This window comes from Raineyella fluvialis, assembly GCF_009646095.1.
Lineage (GTDB): Bacteria > Actinomycetota > Actinomycetes > Propionibacteriales > Propionibacteriaceae > Raineyella > Raineyella fluvialis.
In genome coordinates this window covers 2,097,230-2,114,842 of sequence record NZ_CP045725.1, presented here as the reverse complement: position 1 = coordinate 2,114,842, position 17,613 = coordinate 2,097,230, and the positions used below count along the sequence as shown (strand labels likewise).

Below are 17,613 nucleotides of genomic sequence, written 5' to 3'. Positions count from 1 at the left end.
AGCAGCAGTGCAGTTCCGAGAGTTCCTGGCCATCCTCGGCTCCCGCTGGAAGACCGTCCTGGTCAGCCTGCTCCTGGTGGTGGCCGCCACAGTGGCGACCACGCTCCGAATCACCCCGACCTACGAGGCGACCACCCGGGTGTTCTTCTCCGCGGAAGCGACGGCCAAGACCGGCACCAACACCGGCGGCGGCGGTTACGTCCTGACGACCAACGATCTCGGTACGTATGAGCAGCTCGTCAGCTCACCCGTGGTGATGGACCCGCTCCGGCAGCAACTCAAGCTTGCTCCCAGTACGCCCCTGAATGTCACGGCCAAGGCGGCGACGGGCTCCCCGATGCTCGACATCACGGCCACCTCGTCATCGCCAAGGGTGGCGGCCGACGCCGCGAACGCCGTGGGCCCGCAGTTGGCGTCGATCGGCAAGGAGTTCGCTCCCCTGCTCAACAGCGCAGGCCAAGGGGTGAAGGCGACAACCATCACGCCGGCGACTGTCCCGTCACAGCCGGTCTCGCCCAACCTGCTTCAGAACATCGCGCTCGGAGTGCTGGCAGGTCTGGCGCTCGGTATCGGCCTGGCCCTGCTCCGGCATTTCCTCGACACCCGAGTTCGCTCAGAGCTCGATCTTCGCGCAGTGTCCGACCGACCGATCCTCGGCGCCCTGCGACTGCTACCCAAGGGCACCAGTCCGACGGTGATGAGCAGCGACCCACACGGTGTCGCCGCCGAGGAATATCGGCGCCTGCGAACCAACCTTCAATTCGCCGACGTCACCACGGGTGGCAAGCACTCGTTCGTGATCTCGTCGGTGATGCCCGGTGAGGGCAAGACGACGACGGCGGTCAACCTCGCCATCGCGCTCGCGGATTCGGGTGCCAATGTGGTGCTGGTGGACGGCGACCTGCGCAATCCGTCCGTCGCCAAAGCGATGGGCCTGGAGGGCAACGTCGGGCTGACGACGGTCCTGCTGGGTCGCGCCACGGTCGCTGAAGCCGCCCAGAAGTGGGGCGACTCGAGTCTCCACGTCCTGCCCTCCGGTGCGATCCCTCCGAATCCCAGTGAACTCCTCGGATCCACGGCGATGGAGACCCTCTTCGCCGAACTGCTCCAGGCGTACGACTACGTGCTGGTGGACAGCCCGCCGGTGCTGCCGGTGATCGATCCGATTCTGATCGATCGGCTTGTGGGTGGCATGCTGATGGTCATCAGCGTCAACACCACGTTGAAGCGGGACCTTGCGCAGGCGGTCAAGCAGCTCAGGACCGTCGACGCCAAGGTCGCCGGGTTCGCGCTCAACCGGATGCCCAACGACGACTCCGCCAGCCGGTACGGCGGCTACTACGCGTACGGGCGCAGCAAGAAGGACAAGAGCAAGCGCGAGGCCGTGGCCTCCCGGCACGGCAGCCTCGAGGAGGCCGTCCCGGTCACGTCGGCGGCGATCCCTGGCAGCCCGTCCGGTACCGAGCAGGACGAGGAGACCGTCCGCGCGGCACGGACCGCACTCAGCTCCTTGTTCACCGAGGACCCGGACGACACTCAGTTCTCGATGCCTGCCATCACGAGCGAGCCGGTCACCCAGGGGACCCCACTGGCGGCGCCCGCTCCAGCTTCGTCCCCGGACGAGACCATCGACGCGCCGAGCCCGGCCCTCTCCCGGGGACGCCGCTTCGCCGAATGACCCCCTGCTGGCCCGGCTCAGCGCCGGGTCAGCAACCCATCACGGAGCAGTTCGTCGATGAACATCCTCACCGAGGCCCGTACCTCTGCGACGTCGACCCCGACGCTGCCGGCCACGCGATCGGCCAGTGTCCCGGCAGACCCATCGGTGATCAGCTCGCGCCAGATGACTGCCGCGCTCCCTGCCAGGATGCGGATCGGTCCCTGCGGAACTGGGGCCACGTAGAAGATTCCGTCCACCTCCACGGCACCCACGCCGTCAGCCAGCCGGTAGCCGAGTTGTTCGCAAGAGGGGTTCTCCTTGGCGTCGCTGCCGACATTCATCGTCTGCCCTCCCTACCAAGGAGCAAGGCCCTCGCCTGTTCGGCAAGACCGCGGACCGGACGCAGGAAGAATTCCCGCACGATCTCCCAGCGGGTGGGTCGTCGCCCCCACAGCACGGTGAGGTGTTCCACGTTGACCAGCGGCGCGGTCAGGACGAGCCGGAGCTGTTCGCGACGGCTGGGGGCGGCAGCGATCCGAGCCCGCCACTCCTCCAGGCGCGTGCCCCCCTGGGAGATCACCCTCCACAGCGCATACTCGCGTCGATTGCGAAAGTCTTCCAGGGTCCCCAGGCCGGCCGCGAACGCCACGTCGGCCTCGAGCCGAGCCACCAGGGCCCGGATTTCGGCGCGGCGGTTCTCATGCGCACACCCCCAGGAGGCGTGCACATCGACATTTGCCGGCCCGGACGACCACGACCTTGCGGCATTGAGCACCAGGATCACAGTCTGAGCCACGAGGCCGGGCACGACGCAGTCGACTCCGGCGATCCGCCGGACCTGCCGCGAGGACCACATGATGTCGAACGCCTTTGCGGGATCGAGGCCGATTCCCGGAAAGAACCGGTGGACGTCCACGTATCCCCAGAAGGGATGGTGCAGAGTCGCGGCGTGGCCGAAAGGCGACCCGGCACGGAAACCGATCACACGCTCCCAGCCGGCCTCGAGCAGCCGGTGCAGGAAGTCGCGCACCTGAGCGGGCCGCACCAGGACATCGACGTCGGTGCCAACCCTTCCTTCCCGCGTCAGGGACGGATCGATCGCGTATCCCTTGATGTGCAGGACGTCGATGCCGGACACGTCGGCGACGCGCTGGACGGCGGCGTGACCGAGTTGCACGACGGCCGCCAGCGGCGGCTGTGGGGGGCGTCGGTCATAGCGGCAGCCTATCCGTCAGTGGGCACGCCCGAGATCGGCGGTGCCGCCGCCGGGTAGGCTGCACAGCATGTCCGCCCTGTCGTCCTCCGGCACCGTCAGTCGACGCCCTTCGGCACCGCTGACGCTGACGCTGCACGGGCTGACATCGAACCTTTCGGTCAAGGTCCACGGCCAGCAAGCCCCGGCCGTGTTGACGGCCTTGGAAGAAGCCTGGTCCCGCTGTCTCGCTCCAGAGCAGGTCAGCGCCACCATCGAGCCGATCACGGTCATGCTCCGGCACGAGGCGACACCCGACCCCGACACCACACACGGAGATGCCGAACGCCTCGGCGAGGGTACCCACGTCGAGGCGACACAACTCGACGCCCTCCTGCAACAGACAACCCAGGCCGTCACCCATGCCTTCATCGCCGCGCAGACCGGTCGGCTGCTGATGTTCCACGCCGGCGCCTGCGCCGATCCGCAGACGGGCGCCGCGGTGGCGTACGTGGCCCCTGGCGGCACCGGGAAGACCACCCTGACCCGCATCCTCGGCCAGACCTTGGGCTACTTGACCGACGAAACCGTGGGCGTCACCCCGGACGGACGGATAAAGCCGTACCCGAAGCCGCTGTCGATCCGGGCGACCGAGCCAGGGGCTGCCAAAGCGGAAACCTCCCCTGACGCACTGGGGCTGGTGGAAGCTCCCGCGGAGCCCTGGTTACGCCGGATCGTCCTGCTCGATCGTACGGACACACACGCAGGGACCCCGATCGTGGAGGAACTCGGGCTTGCCGAGGCCATCACCAGTCTGGCCCCCGAGACCTCCGCCCTCAGCAACCTGGACCGCCCCTTGCAACTACTCGCGGCCCTGATCAACCGGACCGGTCCGGTCCTGCGCTGCACCTACCGTGAGGCTGATTCTCTGGCGCCGGTCCTGATCTCCTTGGCCCGAGAGGACATCGCCGCGCCAGGGACCGAGGATGACCTCCACGCCGCGGAGGTCACTCGCCACGCACGCCTCGAGCGCGACCCATCCGAAATCCGTCAACCACCGACCTCCGAGCTCGACCGTGATGCCGTCGTCCTGGTCGAGCCGGTCGACACGCTGGAGGTCGACGACGGAATGCTCGTCCTGTACGACCGTACGGTGATCCGGCTCACCGCTATCGGCAGGGCCGTGGTCGACTACTGTCATCAGCTACGAACCCCCACTAACGTGGCAGACCACTTGGCCGGGGTCTTCGGCGCACCACCCGAGGGGAACCTCCTCGACGCCACCCTCGCGGTGATCGACTCGCTCCTCGGCGCCGGGGTTCTGCAGCGGGTGGCCTCGCGATGACTCGGCCCGGCCCGATCGATTCGGCCACCCTCGATCTCTCCCCCGTGGATCTGTCCGGCGTCCGGATCGCCCTGGCACACGACTACCTCACCCAGCGCGGGGGCGCCGAGAGGGTCATGTTGTCTCTGATGCGGGCCTTCCCCGGGGCCCCGATCCACACCACGCTCTACGATCCGGATGCTACGTTTCCGGACTTCCGCTCGGCCGAGATCGTGACCTCCCCCCTCAACAGGATCGGTCTGCTCCGCCGCGACCATCGCCGTGCACTCCCGCTGCTCGCTTGGGCCTCGGAGTCCGTGCGGATCGATGCCGACGTGGTCATCGTCTCCACGAGTGGCTGGGCGCACGCCTTCCCGACCACCGGCCGGCGCCTCGTCTACTGCCACAATCCGGCCCGCTGGCTTTACCAGACCGAGGAGTACCTCGGCGATGCGGGCCTGTTCTCGCCGCGTCGCCTCGCGCTGGCGGCCCTCGGGCGGCCCCTACGATCCTGGGACCGGAGGGCGGCGCACCGGGCTGATCGTTACCTGGCCAACTCCCGCGTTGTGGCACGCCGGGTCGCGGACACCTACGGCATGACAGCGGGTCTCGTGCCGCCGCCGCACAGCATCGACGCCAGCGGGACACAGGAACCGATCTCCGAGCTGCGCGACTGGGCGGACGGCTTCCACCTGATCGTCTCGCGGCTGCTCCCCTACAAGAACGTGGACAAGGCGCTGGGGGCGTTCCGGTCCCTGCCCGACGAGCGGCTCGTCGTCGTCGGAGCCGGCCCGATGGAAGGGCACCTGCGCGCGATGGCCCCGCCCAATGCCCGGATGGTGTCCGGGCTCACCGATGCTCAACTGCGGTGGGCCTACGCCCATGCCAGCGCCCTCATCGCCCCCTCCTACGAGGACTTCGGCCTCACTCCCCTGGAGGCTGCGGCCTTCGGGCGGCCGACCCTTGCCCTCCACGCCGGCGGCTACCTCGACACGATCGACCCCGCCGTCAACGGCGCCTTCTTCGAGGCTTCCACCGCCTGGGAGATCTCGGCGGCGGTCAGCGCGAACCGCGGCCGGGACTGGGACAGCGCCGCGATCCTGCGCCACGCCGAGGGATTCAGTGAAGAGCGCTTCATCGCCAGGCTCCGCGCGGAGGTCGCGGCGCTCGTCGGCCGCTGACCGCTGCAGCTGCGGAGGGAAGACCCTCCGGGAACCGTCCAGCGGATCGACCGGGTGGCGCGATGTCAGTCCCCGGTGTTTCAATGAGCAGGTCAGTCGGATGGCACGGCGGTCCTCGGGGTCGCCTGCCCAGGCCCGCACACAGGTCGTGCACGTTCAGGTTTCGGGGGAACATGAGCATCGAAGCAACCAGCGGCACTGAGGGAAGAGGTGGTGCCGAAGTGATCGGCAGCGTGCCCTCCCCCACCCGCTCGACCGCATCGGTCCGGACAGCGGGCATCCGCAGTGGGCGGGGAAGCTCGCGGCTGATCAGCACGACCGCCCTTCTGATCGATCTGGTGCTCATTCTGCTCGCCACCGGCATCGGGGTCGTGGGACGCAACTCACTGACGATCTTCGACGAGGCCGCCGACGTCACCTCCGTGGTGACCGGAATGGCTGTCTGGCTGGTCCCGTTGTGGATCATCCTGCTCGCTGCCTGGGGCCTCTACCGGACGAAGAACATGGGCGCCGGTTCGCTGGAGTACCAGTCGATCCTGACCGCCACCGGCATCACCGCCGGCCTCGCGGCCGCGGTGCTCTACCTCACCCACAGTCAGCTGTCCCGCGGCTTCTTCGTCCTCGAGTTCACCGTCGGCGTCGTGATGCTGCTGGTCGGACGACTGACGCTGCGCCGCTTCATCCAGCGGGCCCGGGGACGGGGTCTGCTGCTCAGCGACGTCGTCCTCTCCGGCACCATTCCCCACATCGACGAGATCGCCACCGTGATCAGCCGGGAATCCTGGCTGGGCTATCGGATCGTCGGCGCGATCACCCCGCCTGACGACCCATCCCCACACACCACCCGCGGGATCCCGGTCATCGGTCACATCGACCGGCTCGGCGAGGCGGTGCGGACCGTCGAGGCCGAGGCGGTCATCTGCGCCGAGGGCTCCTTCCCCGGCAGCCGCGACTTCCGACGGCTGGCCTGGGACCTCGAGCACAGTAGGACCCAGCTGATCGTCGTCCCGGCCATGACCGATGTCTCCGCCGAACGCCTCCAGGTCCGCCCCATCGCGGGGTTGCCACTGGTCCACGTAGAGCAGCCACAGTCGGAGGCCGCGTCGCGCTGGGGCAAGCGGGCGTTCGACATCGTCGGCTCGTCGGCACTCATCGTCGTCAGTGCCCCGATCATGCTCGCCGTCGCACTGGCCATCAAGATCCACGACGGAGGGCCGGTGTTCTTCCGGCAGGTCCGCGTCGGCAAGGACGGCAGGCTCTTCCGCTGCTTCAAGTTCCGCTCGATGGTGGTGGACGCCGAGAAGCTCCTCGCCCAGCTGCGCACACAGAACGAGTCCGACGGCGGTGTCCTCTTCAAGATGGAGAAGGATCCGCGGATCACCCGGGTGGGTCACGTCATCCGTCGTTTCTCACTGGACGAGTTCCCGCAGTTCTTCAATGTCTTCCGCGGCGAGATGAGCCTGGTCGGTCCTCGACCGGCGCTGCCCTCGGAGGTCGAACAGTACGAGGAGCACGTCCATCGGCGTCTGGACGTACGTCCCGGGATCACGGGGCTGTGGCAGGTGTCGGGCCGTTCCGACCTGCCGTGGACCGAGACGGTCCGACTCGATCTGTACTACGTCGACAACTGGTCGATGACGCAGGATGTGATGATCCTGATCCGGACGGCTCGAGCGGTGCTGGCCTCCGCCGGCGCGTACTGAGCGTTCGCTCAGGCGACCAGGAACCCGTCGACCACCAAGGGGCGGATCCTCCCGGTCAGGTCCGCGACCAGACCCTCCGCGTCCGCCTCGAGCAGCTGCGCCACGGCTCGGATGATCACCCCCAACGGGAGCTCACCGTCGCAGGCACCCAGTACGCCGGCCAGAGCAGTGTCCGCCTCCACGGCCCGGCAGAAACCGGTCCGCTGCCGCAGGACGATGTGGTCCGGATCGGCCGCGCCCGGCACCCCGTACGTCTCCTGGACGCTGTCGACCAGCCGCCACGATGTCGCCAGCAGCTCCTCATCGCTGCGACGGGCCAGCTCCACTCCCTGCTGCTGGGCGGCGAAGGCCGGACCCACCGGCTGGGCAACGCTGTGTGGCCACTCCTGGATCTGCACCGACGGGTCGGCATGCCCGGCATTGTGCAGGCTCATCCACCCCAGGCCCACGCCTTCGATCCCCAACTCATCGAAGTAGTCCAGCCACTGGGCATAGCGGCCCGTGTACTCATCGGACCCTGCCAGGCCCGCATCGTTGAGCCAGAGCTCGATGTACTCGTACGGGTCGAGCAGCTCCCGCTGGAGCACCAGGGCATCACACCCTGTCGGATCGATCCAGTCGTGCAACCGCTCGGTCCAGTCCTGACCGCGCACGTGGGCCCAGTTGCCCAGCACCTGCAGCGACCCCCCGTCCGCCAGCCTCGACCCCGCACCGCGGATCACCTGCTCGACCAGGGAATCGCCGGGCAGACCCCCCTCTCGGTACGTCAGCCGCTCCCCCACTTCCTGGGGAGGTGACATCACGTACGGAGGATTGCTGATGATCAGGTCGTAGCGTTCGTCGCCCACGGGCTCGTAGAGACTGCCGTGGCGCAACTCGACACGATCCTCCACCCCGTTCAGCCGTAGCGTGAGATCGGCCAGTCGGAGGGCGCGCGGGTTCAGGTCGGTGGCGACCACCCGCTGGGCGTGACCGGCCAAGTGCAGGGACTGCACGCCACAGCCGGTTCCCAGGTCAAGGGCCCGGGTGACCGGACGCCGGATCGTCATCTGCGTCAGCGTGACCGAGGCCGGGCTGGGGGGCAGGACGAAGTCCGGACGGGTCCGGTTGACCCGGCCGTCCAGCCCGGGGACGTGGTCGGAGGCCGCCCAACCGTCGAACGCGATCCCTGCTGACTCATCGGCACCGTACGGACGGATGTCGACCGTCGCCGCGATCCGGCCGGCGACCTCCTCGACCAACGCGTCCGCGATCAGCAGGTCGACCAGACCCGGGAGCGCTCGATCCGCTGCCGCGCGCCCGACCGTACGCTGCAGGACGAACAGCCGCAGCAGGGTGGCCTGGGGGTCATCGGCTCCGCCGAGCGCGCGCAGCGCCGCCAACGTGGTGTTGCGGCCCAGCGCCGCCCAGGCCTGCGGCCCCAGTCTCTCGGCCACCGGGTCCACAGTGAACTCGGCGGCGCGCAGCGCATCCGCGAGACGACGAGAATCGGTAGCGAAGGGCTGGTCGGTCGGCATGGTCCCATCGTGGCATGGGTGGCCGCCTGTGTATCGCGCGACTGGTGTGGCGACACCACGCCAACGGTGATTCGATGGCAGCAGATCCCTTCGACCGAGGACCCTCATGGACTGGAAACTCGAGCTGGCTTTCCTGCCCGTCTCGGACGTCGACCGCGCCATCGACTTCTACGTCAACAAGGTCGGCTTCCACTTGGACTATGACCAGCGGGTCAGCGACTCGCTCCGCTTCGTCCAGATCACCCCGCCTGGCTCGGCCTGCTCCATCGCCTTCGGAGAGGGACTGAGCGAGGAGCCGCCCGGTCGGTCGTGGCTCCAGATCGTGGTAGCCGACATCCAGCGCGCCCACGACGAGCTCGCCGCCCGGGGCGTCGCGGTGAGTGACGTCCAGAAGCTCGACTGGGGTCACTTCGTCTCGTTCCACGATCCCGACGGCAATCGCTGGGCCATCCAGTACCTGCCCCAGCGCGCGAACGGCTGACCGCTCGGGCGCCGCCGCGCTCAGTGGCGCCGTCCCATTCCCTCGTCGTCACGCCTCCTCGTCGTCGAACTCCTCCTAGTAGACTTACGGCTACTGTGGTCGCCATGGGGGACAACCGGATCCGCGGGAGGCGCTGCGCGTCGTCGTGCTGGACCACACCGGGGCGATGGGCGGGGCCGAGCTCGCATTGATCCGTCTCCTCGATCATCTGGACCCCGCTATCACCACCCATACCGTCCTCTTCAGTGAAGGGCCGTTCGCCGAGCGCCTGGAGGAGTCGGGCCATTCGGTCGAGGTGCTCCCGCTGAACCCCCGTCTCGCTGGCGCCGGAAGGGTGGAAGCCGGTGCCACCCCGCTCACCGCCGCACGGAACGCGCTCCGGGTGCTGCCGTACGCGGTCCGGCTCGGGCTGCGACTCCGACGGCTGGCCCCTGACCTCATCCACAGCACTTCCCTGAAGGCGGACCTCATCGCGATTCCCGCCGCACTGATCGCCCGGCGTCCGCTGGTGTGGCACATCCACGACCGGATCAGCCCCGATTATCTCCCCGGCCCGATGGTGCGCTTGATGCGCACACTGGCCCGGTGGGCCCCCACCCGGGTGATCGTCAACTCCGCCGGCACCGCCGCCACCCTGCCGAAGGTGCCGAGGATCGCCGTCGCCTACCCCGGCTACAGCGCCGACCAGCTCGGCCCCTCGCCTCTAGAGCGCCGCGCTCCCGCCACCCCCGTGGTCGGGATCCTCGGACGGGTCAGCCCGACCAAGGGACAGATCGAGTTCGTCCGGGCCGCTGCGCTGGTACGGCGGGACCATCCCGACACACGCTTCCGGATCATCGGTGCCCCGCTGTTCGGCGAGGACACGTACGAGCAGCAGGTGCGGGCCGAGGTCGCGGCACTGGGACTCGAGGACGCCGTCGAGTTCACCGGTTTCGTGGCGGACCCCTCAGACGAGCTCGATCAACTGACCGTCTGCGTCCATGCCTCCGGCCAGCCCGAGCCGTTCGGGCAGGTGATCGTCGAGGCCATGGCCCGCGGAATTCCGGTCGTGGCGACACACGGAGGTGGTGTCACCGAGATCGTGCGCCCCGCACCTGACAGTGAGCCACTCGGGTGGCTGGTCCCCCCCGGAGACCCTTCGGCCCTCGCCGATGCTGTCGCCGAGGCGCTCGAGCATCCCGAGGTGGCGGCTCGGCGGGCGCTGGCGGCTTGGCTGTCGGTCCAGGAGCGTTTCCCGATCAGCCGAACAGCGGCGGTCGTGTCCGAGGTATGGCGTTCCGCCGCCCGGGCTCCCCGACACTGATCATCGCCCGCTTCCCCCCTGCCACGACGGTGCGCTTGGTTGCCAGCCCCGGCGCTCCGCAGCGTTGTCCGTCCCGCGACTTAGACTGACCGCGTGTTCCAGTCGACCGACCCGCGGGTGCGCCACATCCATCGCATCCCCGCGCGCCCCGGGCGTGCTGTCGCCTGGCCCGACTGGGTGCCGGCCGACCTCGCCGATGCCTTCGCGGAGCGGGGCATCACCGCACCGTGGGAGCACCAGGCCGTGGCGATGGATGCCGTCCGTACGGGCCGGCATGTCCTGCTGAGCACAGGCACCGCCTCGGGCAAGTCCCTGGCCTATCTCGTGCCCGTCGCGGCTGCCACCCGCGAGACCGGCGCCGACCCCACGACTGTCAGGTCAACCACCGTCACGACTCTGCATGGCGGCCCGACCGGAGTGGCAACAGCGACGGCCGTGCGACCCCGCCTCACGGCTGCGCAGCTGCGCGCGGATCTCGGGGCCGCCCGGCGGAGCGGGACGGCACTCTATCTGGCCCCCACCAAAGCCCTCGCGCATGACCAGTCGCGGGCCTGCCGTGACCTGCAGCTCGACGACTGGCGCGTCTGCACACTGGACGGCGACTCTGACGACGCCGAGCGGGCGTGGGCCCGTGACTTCGGAACCTACGTCCTCACCAACCCCGACATGCTCCACTACTCGGTGCTGCCCGACCACGCCCGCTGGGCGCGCCTGCTCGGGTCGCTGCGCTACATCGTGCTGGACGAGTGCCACCGCTACCGTGGCGTGTTCGGCGCCCACGTCTCGGCGATCATCCGCCGACTGCGCCGCCTCGCCGCGATGTACGGGGCCGAGCCGGTGGTCATCGCCACCTCCGCCACGCTAGACGGCGGCGCCGAACTGCTGGCGGACCTGGCCGGGGTCGACTCCGGCGACGTCGTGACGGTCACGGAGGACGGCTCCCCGCATGGGCACGTCGACCTGGTGCTGTGGAAACCCGAGGGCAACCACGACAGCGAGTCGGCCCAACTCCTCGCCGACTGCGTGACCGAGGGACGCCAGACCGTGGCGTTCATCGCCTCTCGCGCCATGGCCGAGCGGGTGGCGGTCACGGCGCAGGAGCTCATCGGCCCACTCGGGCGGGTCGACGCCTACCGGGCCGGCTACCTGCCTCAGGACCGCCGCCGCCTCGAACGGGACCTGCAGACCGGCCACCTGCAGGGCGTCGCCGCCACCAACGCCCTCGAGCTGGGGGTCGACATCGCGGGGCTCGATGCGGTGATCGTGTCGGGCTATCCCGGCACGAGGGCGGCCCTGTGGCAACAGGCCGGGCGCGCAGGCCGACGGGGCGACGACGCCCTGGTCCTGCTGGTCGCCCGCGAGAACCCCCTCGACGCCTATTTCTTCGCCCACCCCGACGAACTGCTCGACGGCTCGGTGGAGCGGACGGTCCTCGATCCGGCCAATCCGTACGTTCTCGGTCCGCATCTGGCGGCTGCCGCCCAGGAAGCACCGCTGACCCAGGACGACACTCGGTTCTTCGGCCCCGCCATGGCCCGGATCGCCGATGCTCTCGTCGCTCAAGGAGCGTTGCGGAAGCGGCGGGCCGGCTGGTTCTGGACACGCCCGGAACGGGCCGCGACGATGATCGACATCCGCGGTGGCGGTGCGCGGGCCATCGACATCATCGACCGCGACACGGGGCGGTTGGTCGGCGTCGCGGACGTGGGGTCAGCCGATCGTGCCGTCCACCCTGAGGCGGTGTACCTGCACCAGGGAGACTCCTGGATGGTGGACACCCTCGATCTCGACAACTACGAGGCGACGGTGCACCGGGACCGTCCGGGCTACACCACCCAGCCGGTCAGCACGATGGACATCGAGGTCCTCACCACCGCAGAAAGCCGCCCCTTCGGTCCCGCCGCCGTGCATCGCGGTTCCGTACGCCTCACCGGCCAGGTGATCGGGTATCTGCGCCGTGACGAACTCACCGGCGAGGTGTGGGACCAGACCCCGATGGTAATGCCGGAACACGCCCTCGAGACACAGGCGATGTGGATCACCATCCCCGAAGAGGTCGTCAGCGCAACAGGCCTCACCTATCCGCAGCTCGCCGGCGCCGTCCATGCCGCCGAGCACACAGCGATCGGGCTGCTGCCGATGTTCGCCTCGTGCGACCGGTGGGACATCGGCGGCGTGTCCACCGTCTTCCATCCCGACACCGGCACCGCCACGATCTTCATCCACGATGGGCAGTCCGGTGGCTCGGGCTACGCCGCCGAGGGTTTCCGGATCGCCGAGCGCTGGTGGGCGGCGACGTACGAACGCCTGACGAGTTGCCGCTGCTCAGACGGATGCCCCAGCTGCATCCAGTCACCGAAGTGCGGCAATGCCAACCAGACCCTCGACAAGGACGCGGCTCGCCTGTTGCTGCAGCACCTGCTGGCCTGAGCGACTACCCGGTGTACGTGATCACCGGGTTCAGCACCGCATGCGTGTCCGTCGCGCCACCGGTGGCCCCACCGAAGGCGATGTAGACCTTCGGCGGCAGGTTCGGCACCAGGGTGTCCTGCACCTGCTGCCCGTCGACCTTGACGACCATGTGGTTCGCCGAGGTGATGCGTACGTCGACGTTGTGCGTCCCGGTCCGCAGCGGCGGGATGGCCGTCGTCGAGGACAGGTAGTTGAGTCCGGTCCCCCCGGAGGTGGTGCCGACTCCGGCGTAGTTCGAACTGTTGATCCCCCAGGCCGACCAGGTCGCCATGCTGAAGTACGTCGCGGTGAGGCCGTTGATCCCGAGGCCGGATCCCGCCAGGCCCGGCGCGGTCGGCTTGGCCGCCCCCGCATCGAGCAGGGCGAAGGCCAGGCCGTCGGCACCCGTCGGGTGGTTACCGCTGATCTGGACCGAGAAGACCGCATGGACGCCCTGAGGCGCCACCGCGGTCGAGTTGTACATCAGGCCGGCAGCACCGAGCTGCCCGTCGGACGTCAGGGTGACCGTCGTGCCCGACAGCACCGTCGTCCCCAACCCGTTCCAGGTCGACGTGGAGAGGTCCGGCAGCTGGTTGCTGCCGGTGCCGCTGAGAGGCACCACGACCTGGCCACTGGTGGTGACCACGGTGAAGCTGTCCGTGAACGTGCCGTCCACGGTCGGCGTGAACGTGACCGGCACGGTGACGCTGGCTCCTGCGGGGACGGTCGACCCGACCGACGGCAGGGTGGCGGTGAACGGCGCGGCGGGGCCAGTGACCGCCATCACGACCTCCGGCTGGCTGCTCTTGTTGGTCAGGGTCACCGACAGCTGTCCGCTGCGGCCGAGGAGCACGTCGCCGAAGCTCGTGTCGGCGGTGGCGTTCGTCAGCGGCGCACCCGCCCCGGCGGTGGTGGTGATGGCGACGTTGCTGACGGCATGGACGTCGTTGCGTCCGCCCGTGGCGCCGGTGAAGCCGATCATCGAGGTCGGCGTCAGGCTCCCCGACGGCGGCACCACATCAAGCAACGCCTGGCCGTCCACGGACACCTTCACGTGCCCCGAGGCCACGATCACCTCGACCGGATGGCTGCCACTGCGCAGATCCGAGGGGCGTTCACCCACTTCAGCATGGTCACGCCTGAGGGCGTCGTCTGCGCGACCCCCACGTAGTTGTTACTGGACACTCCGGCGGCCGGGTACGTCTGCAGCATCACCGCGATGCCGGGCAGGCCCGACACACCAACCCCACCGCCGCCGCCACCGACCGCTGTCGGCGAGCTCTTGCTGGGATCGAGCATCGCGAAGGAGAGACCATCGGCGCCGGACCCACCGTTCATCGTCGCGCTGAACTTGGCGTCAAGACCCTCGGTGCGGACCGCTCCACTGACCGGTGCTCCGATGTAGAACGCCGTCCCGGTGGCACCGTTGACGGCCGGGGTCAACTGGAGCTGGCCGGCCGACGGCAAGGTCGACGTGCCGTTGAGCTGCCAGGTGCCGAACGCCGGTCCAGGGACCGGGACGGTGCCAGCACCGGACACCTGTGTGGTGATGGTGACCTTGTTGACGGCATGGATGTCGTTGAGACCGCCCGTGGCGCCGGTGAACCCGATCATCGCGCTGGGCGTCAGGCTCCCTGACGGCGGCACCACATCGAGCAACGCGTGGCCGTCAACGGACACCTTGACGTGCCCCGACACCACGCTCACCTCGACCGGATGGCTGCCAGTGCGCAGGTCTGAGGGGGCGTTCACCCACTTCAGCATGGTCACGCCCGACGACGTGGTCTGCGCCACCCCGACGAAGTTGTTGCTGGACACCCCCGCCGCCGGCCACGTCTGCAACATGACGGCGATGCCGGGCAGGCCCGAGACACCGACCCCACCACCGCCACCACCCACGGCATTCGGCGCGGTCTTACTGGGATCGAGCATCGCGAAGGACACACCATCGGCGCCCGAGCCGCCGTTCATCGTCACGTTGAACTTCGCGTCGAGACCCTCCGTGGGCACCGTTCCCGCGCCGGTCACCGGAGCGACCGTGTTGTAGAAGGCCGTGCCGGTCGCGGAGTTGGTCGCCGGCGTCAGCTGGAGCTGGCCGGCCGTCGGCATGGTCGTGGTGCCGTTCAACTGCCACGAGTTCGTCGCCGGTGCGGGCACCGGTCCGGTGCCGACCCCGGTCAGCTGCTCGTTCATGATGGCGGTGTTCGAGTCGCTGTTGATCGCGTACACGGCGGGCGGGGCTGACCCAACGGTCGTCGGGGTGAACGTGACGGGCTGGTGGATCACCTGGCCTGGACCGACCACCACTCCCTCGGACAGTGGCGACGACGTGCTGAAGACGCCGGCCGGTGCCTTCGCCAGAGTGATGGTGGTGGCGATGTTGCCCGTGTTGGTGACGTCGAAGTTCAGGGTGCGGGAGGAGCCCACCGGGACCGATCCGAAATCGAGGGTCGACGGGTTGAGCACCAGGTGGGCGGCGCCGGAGATGGCAGTGCCCGACAGCGGGATCTTGAGTGTGCCACTGGTGGACGTGATCGTCACCGCACTCGCATCGGATCCCGCCACGGTGGGCGAGTACTTCACGCCCAGCACGAAAGACCCCGAACCACCACCGGGGATGGAGGTGCCCACGCTCGGCAGGCCGGTCACCGTGAAGGGTCCGCTCGGACCGGTCACAGCGGAGATCACCTCCGGATTCGAGCCGGTGTTGGTGACCTGCACATTCGCCAGACCGGTCGAGCCGACGACCTGGTCGACGAAGGTTGCGGTGGCCGGCTGGGCCTGCAGCCCGACGGCCGTGCCTGTCCCGTTGAGGGCGAAGGTCAGTACGTTCCCGGCATCGATGGTCACGCTGACCAGACCCGACGCGGCGCCGGCAGCGGTCGGACTGAACGACACCGGCAACTGGATCGTGCCGCCGGCGGCCAGGCTCACGGGTTGCGCGGGCGCGGTCACCCCGAAGGGCGCCGCCGTGGTGGCCCCGGTGACCGTCAAGGAGCGGGTGGCCGTCAGGGTCAGCGTGCCGGTGGCAGTGGTCCCGGCGGCCACGTTGCCGAAGTTGACCGGCGACCCGGTCAGAGCGGACGTCGCCGGACGCCCGAACCCGATGACACGCCCGTCGCGGGTGCCGATGTAGACGTGGTTGCCATCGGTCGCCGGCACGGTGAACTTCGCCATGGTGCCGATGTCGGCCGAGTAGAGCAGGGTCAGGATCCCCCGCGAATCGGGGATCGCACTGTAGGCCCGCAACTGGGCCGTCGTGCCCGAGGAGCCACCACCGCTGCGCATCACCCAGACGACCCCCGACCCGGAGTCCGTGCTGTTGGAGGTGATGACCGGCGAACCGGAGGTGTAGGGAAAGGTGTCCTGGCTCGCGCCCACCTGGGTCAACGCCGGCACGCCGGAGCTACTGCCGCCACGCAGTGCGCGGAGCGGACCGCCGTTACCGACCAGGTACAGGTAGTTGCCGGCCGTGCTCGACCAAGCCGCCGGGTGTCCCCACTGCCCCTGGTAGGGGCCGACGACACCGAGGACCGCATCGGTCCCACCCGAGCCCTGGCTACGGCCGCCGAGCGCATCCCGGTCCAGGAGGAAGACACGCCCGTCCTTGCCCTGCTGCACCAGGACGTGCGGGTGCCCGGTGGTGCCGAAGGAGTCCGGCAGCGCGATCGGGCCACCCGATCCCAGGTCCTGATCGCCGCTGTCCAGGGTCGCCGCGTTGGACGGGCTGAAGAAATCCGCGGCTTGCAGGCCGTTGGACGTCGCATTGAGCCGGACGACGGACTCCGACAAGGTCTTCGGCACCGAGGTCCCGGAGGAGACAGGAGGCATCACGCCGTTGCCGGTGGAGAAGAGGATGCGCCCCGAACCGTCCGACACCAGCCCGCCACCGGACTGCCAGATACCCGCACCGCTGCTGGAGCTACCGGCCTCCGTCGTCCACATCGAGCTCACCTGCGGGGACGAGGTGCTCACCCCCACGACGAATCCGCGGTAGGCCCCCCGGTCGCAATGGGCGCCGAAAGCGGCGTAGATCGACCCGCCCAGCGCCAGTAGGCCGGGGCGTTGCATCTCGACCTCAGGGTTGAAGACGGCGGTGGAATCGTTGCTGGCGGCGCCGCTGATCCGGACCGGCCACCCCGTCCGCTCCACGCCCGTGCCTGGTGTGATGGCATGCATCCACCAGCTGGGGTGCTGGACGTCGGGGCCGTCGTCGACCTTGGCCAGGAAGTAGACGAAGCCGGTGGCAGCATCGTAGACGGGCGTCGAGGTGATGCCGATGGTCGGGGTGAGGTCACCGCAGCTGAGTGGTGAGGGGGACCACGCCTTGCCGACGTTGCGGCTCCACTTCTCGGCACCGGTGACGGGGTCGAGTCCGTAGACGGCGTTGTTCTCGGTCACGGCGATCACGGTGGACCCGACCACCAGCGGCTGGCCGTAGACCTGGCCGTCGACCTGGTGGTTGAACACCACGCCGAAGTCGCTGGAGGTGATGTCTGCCGGCGACAGCCCGGCCTCGTTCCGGTCCCAGCCGGTGCGCGCCGCGTCGTTCGAGATCGTCGCGACCGTGGCCGACGCGGGAGGGAGGCCGCCCCAGCCGAGGATCGTGGCGAGCACGACCAGAATGATCAGGACCGTCGTCGACGGCCTCCCCAGACCCAGCACCCGCATCCGTGCACTCATATCCCGCCCGGCCCCCCGCTCGTGCCGTATCCCCCACCGGGATGCGATTTGAGCCGACTCTAGCTATGAGTCAGCACACAGCGAAAGGGCCGACAGATCACATTTTGACCGAGCCGCT

Annotated in this window: 13 protein-coding genes; 8 read left to right on the top strand and 5 right to left on the bottom strand. The window is 69.0% G+C overall.

Annotated elements, in window-relative coordinates; translation table 11 throughout:
- The first annotated feature begins 7 nt into the window (after window positions 1-7).
- Window positions 8-1,678, top strand: a complete 1,671-nt coding sequence (locus tag Rai3103_RS09545; RefSeq protein ID WP_153572410.1) for a tyrosine-protein kinase domain-containing protein — start codon at window positions 8-10, stop codon at window positions 1,676-1,678.
- 17 nt (window positions 1,679-1,695) lie between these two features.
- Here Rai3103_RS09545 and Rai3103_RS09540 read toward each other — a convergent pair whose 3' ends face one another.
- Together Rai3103_RS09540 and Rai3103_RS09535 are read right to left on the bottom strand one after the other, a co-directional pair.
- Window positions 1,696-2,001: a PqqD family protein gene (locus Rai3103_RS09540; protein WP_153572409.1), complete on the bottom strand. Its 306-nt coding sequence runs from the start codon at window positions 1,999-2,001 to the stop codon at window positions 1,696-1,698.
- Window positions 1,998-2,576: a hypothetical protein gene (locus Rai3103_RS09535; protein ID WP_153572408.1), complete on the bottom strand. Its 579-nt coding sequence runs from the start codon at window positions 2,574-2,576 to the stop codon at window positions 1,998-2,000. The genes Rai3103_RS09540 and Rai3103_RS09535 overlap by 4 nt, the downstream gene beginning before the upstream one ends.
- A gap of 15 nt (window positions 2,577-2,591) precedes the next feature.
- Here Rai3103_RS09535 and Rai3103_RS09530 point away from each other — a divergent pair, with 15 nt between their 5' ends.
- From Rai3103_RS09530 to Rai3103_RS09515, 4 genes are all read left to right on the top strand, one after another.
- Window positions 2,592-2,933, top strand: a complete 342-nt coding sequence (locus tag Rai3103_RS09530; RefSeq protein WP_153572407.1) for a hypothetical protein — start codon at window positions 2,592-2,594, stop codon at window positions 2,931-2,933.
- A gap of 10 nt (window positions 2,934-2,943) precedes the next feature.
- Window positions 2,944-4,197: a hypothetical protein gene (locus Rai3103_RS09525; RefSeq protein WP_153572406.1), complete on the top strand. Its 1,254-nt coding sequence runs from the start codon at window positions 2,944-2,946 to the stop codon at window positions 4,195-4,197.
- A complete protein-coding gene (locus Rai3103_RS09520; RefSeq protein ID WP_153572405.1) occupies window positions 4,194-5,357 on the top strand; it encodes a glycosyltransferase in 1,164 nt (387 codons plus the stop codon). Before Rai3103_RS09525 ends, Rai3103_RS09520 begins: the two co-directional genes overlap by 4 nt.
- 221 nt (window positions 5,358-5,578) lie before the next feature.
- Entirely contained in the window at window positions 5,579-7,060 is a 1,482-nt protein-coding gene (locus tag Rai3103_RS09515; RefSeq protein WP_228488825.1) for a sugar transferase, read from the top strand.
- A gap of 8 nt (window positions 7,061-7,068) precedes the next feature.
- Here Rai3103_RS09515 and Rai3103_RS09510 read toward each other — a convergent pair whose 3' ends face one another.
- Complete coding sequence (locus tag Rai3103_RS09510) at window positions 7,069-8,577, bottom strand: DUF7059 domain-containing protein (protein ID WP_153572403.1); 1,509 nt, start codon at window positions 8,575-8,577, stop codon at window positions 7,069-7,071.
- Between the two features lie 106 nt (window positions 8,578-8,683).
- Between Rai3103_RS09510 and Rai3103_RS09505 the strand changes: the two genes are divergently transcribed.
- The 3 genes from Rai3103_RS09505 to Rai3103_RS09495 all read left to right on the top strand — a co-directional run bounded on the left by Rai3103_RS09505 (window position 8,684) and on the right by Rai3103_RS09495 (window position 12,791).
- The gene (locus Rai3103_RS09505; protein ID WP_153572402.1) at window positions 8,684-9,058 is read left to right on the top strand and encodes a VOC family protein; all 375 of its coding nucleotides are present in this window, start codon (window positions 8,684-8,686) and stop codon (window positions 9,056-9,058) included.
- 145 nt (window positions 9,059-9,203) lie between these two features.
- Complete coding sequence (locus Rai3103_RS09500) at window positions 9,204-10,361, top strand: glycosyltransferase (protein ID WP_153572401.1); 1,158 nt, start codon at window positions 9,204-9,206, stop codon at window positions 10,359-10,361.
- Window positions 10,362-10,454: 93 nt separating this feature from the next.
- The gene (locus tag Rai3103_RS09495; RefSeq protein WP_228488824.1) at window positions 10,455-12,791 is read left to right on the top strand and encodes a DEAD/DEAH box helicase; all 2,337 of its coding nucleotides are present in this window, start codon (window positions 10,455-10,457) and stop codon (window positions 12,789-12,791) included.
- A gap of 4 nt (window positions 12,792-12,795) precedes the next feature.
- Here the strand turns inward: Rai3103_RS09495 and Rai3103_RS09490 are convergent, their stop codons facing one another.
- Complete coding sequence (locus Rai3103_RS09490) at window positions 12,796-13,935, bottom strand: lectin-like domain-containing protein (protein WP_153572400.1); 1,140 nt, start codon at window positions 13,933-13,935, stop codon at window positions 12,796-12,798.
- Window positions 13,884-17,495 (bottom strand): choice-of-anchor D domain-containing protein, encoded by a 3,612-nt coding sequence (locus Rai3103_RS09485; RefSeq protein ID WP_153572399.1) that lies wholly within the window; start codon window positions 17,493-17,495, stop codon window positions 13,884-13,886. The genes Rai3103_RS09490 and Rai3103_RS09485 overlap by 52 nt, the downstream gene beginning before the upstream one ends.
- Window positions 17,496-17,613 lie beyond the last annotated feature (118 nt).

Bases quoted from the DNA above. Each gene is read 5' to 3' on its own strand.
- Rai3103_RS09540 (WP_153572409.1), bottom strand. From the start codon at position 2,001: ATGAATGTCGGCAGCGACGCCAAGGAGAACCCCTCTTGCGAACAACTC.
- Rai3103_RS09530 (WP_153572407.1), top strand. From the start codon at position 2,592: ATGGTGCAGAGTCGCGGCGTGGCCGAAAGGCGACCCGGCACGGAAACC.
- Rai3103_RS09525 (WP_153572406.1), top strand. From the start codon at position 2,944: ATGTCCGCCCTGTCGTCCTCCGGCACCGTCAGTCGACGCCCTTCGGCA.
- Rai3103_RS09520 (WP_153572405.1), top strand. From the start codon at position 4,194: ATGACTCGGCCCGGCCCGATCGATTCGGCCACCCTCGATCTCTCCCCC.
- Rai3103_RS09510 (WP_153572403.1), bottom strand. From the start codon at position 8,577: ATGCCGACCGACCAGCCCTTCGCTACCGATTCTCGTCGTCTCGCGGAT.
- Rai3103_RS09505 (WP_153572402.1), top strand. From the start codon at position 8,684: ATGGACTGGAAACTCGAGCTGGCTTTCCTGCCCGTCTCGGACGTCGAC.
- Rai3103_RS09485 (WP_153572399.1), bottom strand. From the start codon at position 17,495: ATGAGTGCACGGATGCGGGTGCTGGGTCTGGGGAGGCCGTCGACGACG.